This is a genomic window from Streptomyces sp. AcH 505 (assembly GCF_000818175.1).
Classification (GTDB): Bacteria; Actinomycetota; Actinomycetes; order Streptomycetales; family Streptomycetaceae; genus Streptomyces.
Genome location: NZ_JTIY01000001.1, coordinates 41165 through 46431, shown reverse-complemented (window position 1 = coordinate 46431; position 5267 = coordinate 41165). Strand labels below are relative to the sequence as shown.

Below are 5267 nucleotides of genomic sequence, written 5' to 3'. Positions count from 1 at the left end.
CGACAACGCCGCGAGGCGCGGCACCGGCCCCCGCGAGCCCGGCACGATCCGAACGAGAGGCCCTGAGGGTGGCCCGGCCGTTGCGCGTCGCGGTCGTCGGGGGCGGACCCGGCGGGCTGTACGCCGCCGCCCTGCTCAAACGGCTCGACCCGGCCCGCGAGATCACCGTCTGGGAGCGCGGCGCCCCCGAGGACACCTTCGGCTTCGGTGTGGTCCTCTCCGACGAGACCCTGGGCGGCATCGAGCACGCCGACCCCGCCGTGCACACCGCGCTCCAGCGGGAGTTCGTCCGCTGGGACGACATCGACATCGTCCACCGTGGCCGCACCCTCACCTCCGGCGGACACGGCTTCGCCGCGCTCGGCAGGCGCAGACTGCTGGAGATCATGCGCGAGCGCTGCGCCGGTCTCGGCGTCACACTCCACTTCCGTACGGAGGCACCGCCGGCCGGTCGACTCGCCGATGAATACGACCTGGTCATCGCCGCCGACGGGGCGGGCAGCCGCATCCGCGCCGCGTACGCCGACGTCTTCGAGCCCAGCGTCACCACCCACGGCTGCCGGTACATCTGGCTCGCCGCCGACTTCGCCTTCGACGCGTTCCGCTTCGAGATCGCCGAGACCGAACACGGCGTGATGCAGCTCCACGGCTACCCCTACACGGAGTCGGCCAGCACCGTCATCGTCGAGATGCGCGAAGAGGTCTGGCGGGCCGCCGGGTTCGACCGGCTCGACGAGACGCAGTCCACCGAACAGTGCGCGAAAATCTTCGCCGACGCCCTCGGCGGACGGCCGCTGCGCTCCAACGCGTCGGCCTGGACGGCGTTCCGTACCGTCGTCAACAAGCGCTGGAGCAAGGGCAACACGGTGCTGATCGGGGACGCGGCCCACACCGCGCACTTCTCCATCGGCTCCGGCACGAAACTCGCCGTCGAGGACGCTCTCGCGCTCGCCGCCTGCGTCGAGGAGCAGCCGGACCTGCCGGCCGCGCTCGCCGCGTACGAGAGCGAACGCCGCCCCGTCGTGGAATCGACCCAGCGCGCGGCGGCGGCGAGCCTGCGCTGGTTCGAGGAGCTGGCCACCTACACCGACCAGCCGCCACGGCAGTTCGCCTTCGGCCTGCTCACCCGCAGCCGCCGCGTCACCCACGACAACCTGCGGCTGCGCGACGAGCGGTTCACCCGGGCCGTCGAGGACGAGTTCGGCTGCCCGCCCGGCACCCCACCGATGTTCACCCCCTTCCAACTGGGTGAACTGACCCTGCGCAACCGGGTGGTGGTCTCGGCCATGGACATGTACTCGGCCGTCGACGGGGTCCCCGCCGACTTCCACCTCGTCCATCTCGGCGGGCGCGCCCTCGGCGGCGCGGGACTCGTCATGACCGAGATGGTCTGCGTCAGCCCCGAGGGCAGGATCACCCCCGGCTGCACCGGCCTCTACACCGACCAACAAGGCGACGCCTGGCGCCGGATCACCGACTTCGTGCACACCCAGTCGCCCGGCACGGCCATCGGCGTCCAGCTCGGCCACTCGGGACGCAAAGGCTCGACGCGGCTGATGTGGGACGGCATGGACGAACCGCTCCCCACCGGCAACTGGCCGGTGTCGGCCGCCTCACCGGTGCCCTATCTGCCCGGGGTCAGCCAGACACCGCACGAACTCGACCACAGCCAACTCGCCTCGATCCGCGAGCAGTTCACCGCAGCGGCCCGACGCGCCGGCCGGGCCGGGTTCGATCTGCTCGAACTCCACTGCGCCCACGGCTATCTGCTCTCCGGCTTCCTCTCCCCACTGACCAACCACCGCACCGACGCCTACGGCGGTCCGCTCGCGAACCGGCTGCGCTTTCCGCTCGAAGTCTTCGACGCGGTACGGGCCGACTGGCCGGCCGACCGGCCCATGACCGTCCGGATCTCCGCCACCGACTGGGCACCCGGCGGCACCACACCCGAGGACGCCGTCGAGATCGCCCGCGCCTTCACGACACACGGCGCCGACGCGATCGACGTCTCCACGGGCCAGGTCGTCGCCGGTGAACGCCCCGAGTTCGGCCGCTCGTACCAGACGCCGTACGCCGACCTGATCCGCAACACCCTGGCGGTGCCGGTCGTCGCCGTCGGCGCGATCTCCTCCTGGGACGACGTCAACTCCCTGCTGCTGGCGGGCCGCGCCGACCTCTGCGCCCTCGCCAGGCCGCACCTCCACGACCCGCACTGGACCCTGCACGCCGCCGCCGACCAGGGGTACGCGGGCCCGGGGGCGCCCTGGCCACTGCCGTACCTGGCAGGCAGCCGGCCGCCCCCGACGGGCCGCACCGACGGGCCGAAGCCCCGGCTCACCCTTCGCTGAGGCCGTCCTTGGGCTGTACGAAGGCCAGCCCGGCGTCCCGCAGGCGGCCGTGCAGCGCGAAGAACACATCCGCCGAACGGGCGCCCGGCCAATCGTCAGGCAGCAGTTCGGCCGGCAGGCCCGGGTCCGTGTACGGGAGATGGCGCCAGGAGTCCAGCGCCCGCAGATAGTCGCGGTAGGCGTCCTCGGGCGGCACCGAATCGCGCTTCTCCCAGGCCCGCAGCACCGGTTCGTGCCGGGCCAGGAACTCCTCGTGCTGCCCGGCGACCGCCGGCAGGTCCCACCAGCGGGTCACCGCTTCGGCCGTCGGTGCGAAGCCGCGATGGCTGCCGGTGAAGAGATCGACGTACGGGTCGAGCCCCAGCCGCCGCAGGGTGTGCCGGGTCTCCTCGTAGAACCTGCCGGGCGCGATCCACACACCGGGCGCGGCCGTGCCGAAGCCCAGCCCGCCCAGCCGGGAGCGCAGCAGATGGCGCTTGTTGCGCTCGGCCTCCGGGACCGAGAACACGGCAAGTATCCAGCCGTCGCCGAGCGTTGGCGCGGGCCGGAGGTAGATACGGCGGTCCCCGTCGTCCAGCAGCTCACGCGCCTCGCCCGACAGCGCGTACCCTGCGGCGCCCTGCGCCGTACGGCCCGGCACCAGCAGCCCGCGGCGCTTGAGCCGGGACACCGAGGAACGCACCGAAGGCGCGTCGACACCGAGCGCCCCGAGCAGCCGGATCAGCTCGGCCACGGCCAGCGGCGCGTCGTCCGGGGTCCGGCCGTACGCGCCGTACAGGGTGACGATCAGGGATCGGGGGGTGTGCTCGGCCACGTGATCACTTTAGGGCCTGTCCCGGCACGTGGTCCCGCAGCCGGAAGCGCTGGAGCTTGCCCGTCGGGGTGCGGGGGAGTGTGTCCAGGAAGGTGATCTCACGCGGGCACTTGTACGGGACGAGCCGCTCGGCGACGAACTCCCGCAGCGCCGAAGCCGCCGCGTCGCCGCGCTCCACGCCCTCCCGCAGGACGACGTAGGCGGCGACGACCCGGCCCCGCAGCTCGTCGGGGCGGCCGACCACCGCCGCCTCCATGACATCGGGATGGGCCAGCAGTGCCTCCTCGACCTGCGGCCCGGGGACGTTGTACCCGGCCGAGATGATCATGTCGTCGGCGCGCGCGACATAGCGGAGATACCCGTCGGCCTCCCGCACATAGGTGTCGCCGGTCAGGTTCCAGCCGTCCCGCACGTACTCCAGCTGCCGGGCGTCGGCGAGATACCGGCAGCCCAGCGGGCCGCGCACGGCCAGCAGCCCCGGCTCGCCGTCCGGCACCGGTACGCCGTCGGTGTCCACGACACGCGCCTGCCAGCCCGGCACCGGCACGCCCGTCGTGCCGGGACGGATCGCCTCGTCGGCCGCAGAGACGAAGATGTGCAGCAGTTCCGTGGCGCCGATGCCGTTGATGATGTCCAACCCGGTCAGCTCCCGCCACGCCTGCCAGGTCGCCGCGGGCAGATTCTCGCCCGCCGAGACACAACGCCGCAGCGAGCTGATGTCGTAGGAGGCGGAGCCGAGTTCGTCGAGCATCACCCGGTACGCGGTCGGCGCCGTGAACAGCACCGACACCCGCTCGCGTGCCACCGCCGCCAACAGCTGCTTGGGGTGGGCCTGTTCGAGCAGCAGCGCGGACGCACCCGCGCGCAGCGGGAAGATCACCAGACCGCCGAGGCCGAAGGTGAAACCGAGCGGCGGGCTGCCCGCGAACAGGTCGTCCGCGCTCGGCCGCAGCACATGGCGCGAGAACGTGTCGGCGACAATCAGTACGTCCCGGTGGAAGTGCATGCACCCCTTGGGCCGGCCCGTCGTGCCCGACGTGAAGGCGATCAGCGCCACGTCGTCCGCCGCCGTCGCCACCGCCTCGTACCGCTCCGGCATCGCGGCGGCGCGGTGCAGCAGATCGTCCGGCGCCTGCCCTCCGTACGTGACGACCCGCAGTCCCGGCACCTGCGCCTTCGTCAGGCCGTCCACCGACCGCACATCGCACAGCGCATGGCTGACCTGGGCGATCTCGCAGATCGTGGCCAGCTCCCCGGGCCGCTGCTGGGCCAGTACGGTCACCGCGACCCCGCCCGCCTTCAGCACCGCCAGCCAGCACGCGGCGAGCCAGGGCGTCGTGGGGCCGCGCAGCAGTACCCGGTTGCCGGGCACCACACCCAGCTCCGAGGTGAGGACATGGGCGATCCCGTCGACCTGGGCGCGCAACTGCCCGTACGTCCAGACGCCGCCCGCACCGTCCCGGAACGCGGTGCGCCCGGCGCCGAACCGCTCGGCCGTACGGTCCAGCAGCTCCGCGGCGCAGTTGAGCCGGTCCGGGTAGCGCAGCTCGGGCAGTTCGGCGGGGGCGGACAGCAACACCGGCCATTGTCCGGCCGGCGGGAGATGGTCGCGTGCGAAGGTGTCGAGGTGCGCCGAGGGTGTCAGCTCCATGGTTCGCCCCCTCTGTGTCTCGCGATGGGGTCGCCCATCGAGCGTATCGTGAAGATGACGACAGTCAACGGCCCGCGATAGACCTGTGTGAAGTGGAGTCCGGATGTCCGTATTCTCCCTTGATCCGGTACAGACCGCGTGGTGCGCGGAGCTGCGTGTCCTGGCCGCCGACCGGCTGCGTCCGCTCGCCGAGAAGGGCGAGCCCGGCCGTGTCGACCGGGCCCTGATCGCGGCGCTCGGCGAACTCGGCCTGCTGGAACGGCTGTTCGGCGCCGGGGCGCTCGACCTGTGTCTGCTGCGCGAGTCGCTCGCCTACGGCTGCACCGAGGCCGAGACCGCGCTCGCCCTGCAAGGGCTCGGTACGTACCCGATCGTGCAGGCGGGCACCGACCGGCAGCGCGCCCGCTGGCTGCCCGAGGTGCGCGCGGGCCGCGCCGTCGCCGCCTTCGCGCTG

4 protein-coding genes are annotated in these 5267 nt (G+C 72.6%); 2 read left to right on the top strand and 2 right to left on the bottom strand.

What is annotated here, in order from left to right; genetic code table 11:
• The first annotated feature begins 68 nt into the window (after positions 1-68).
• On the top strand, positions 69-2348 hold the full coding sequence (locus HY68_RS00225) for a bifunctional salicylyl-CoA 5-hydroxylase/oxidoreductase (RefSeq protein ID WP_041983189.1): 2280 nt from the start codon (positions 69-71) through the stop codon (positions 2346-2348).
• On the opposite strand, the gene HY68_RS00220 is transcribed toward HY68_RS00225, so the two are convergent.
• Both HY68_RS00220 and HY68_RS00215 read right to left on the bottom strand, forming a co-directional pair.
• Positions 2335-3162 carry a PaaX family transcriptional regulator C-terminal domain-containing protein gene (locus tag HY68_RS00220; RefSeq protein WP_041983187.1) on the bottom strand — a complete coding sequence of 276 codons (828 nt, stop codon included), beginning with the start codon at positions 3160-3162 and terminating at the stop codon, positions 2335-2337. The genes HY68_RS00225 and HY68_RS00220 overlap by 14 nt on opposite strands.
• A gap of 4 nt (positions 3163-3166) precedes the next feature.
• The gene (locus HY68_RS00215) at positions 3167-4813 is read right to left on the bottom strand and encodes an AMP-binding protein (protein WP_041983185.1); all 1647 of its coding nucleotides are present in this window, start codon (positions 4811-4813) and stop codon (positions 3167-3169) included.
• A 103-nt stretch (positions 4814-4916) separates the two neighbouring features.
• On the opposite strand from HY68_RS00215, the gene HY68_RS44615 reads away from it, so the two are divergent.
• Positions 4917-5267, top strand: a 351-nt coding sequence (locus HY68_RS44615; protein WP_041983183.1) for an acyl-CoA dehydrogenase family protein, incomplete at its 3' end; no start/stop codon positions are given.

What these genes read in the sequence shown, in the direction of transcription:
- HY68_RS00215 (WP_041983185.1), bottom strand. Translation starts at nt 4,813, where the DNA reads ATGGAGCTGACACCCTCGGCGCACCTCGACACCTTCGCACGCGACCAT.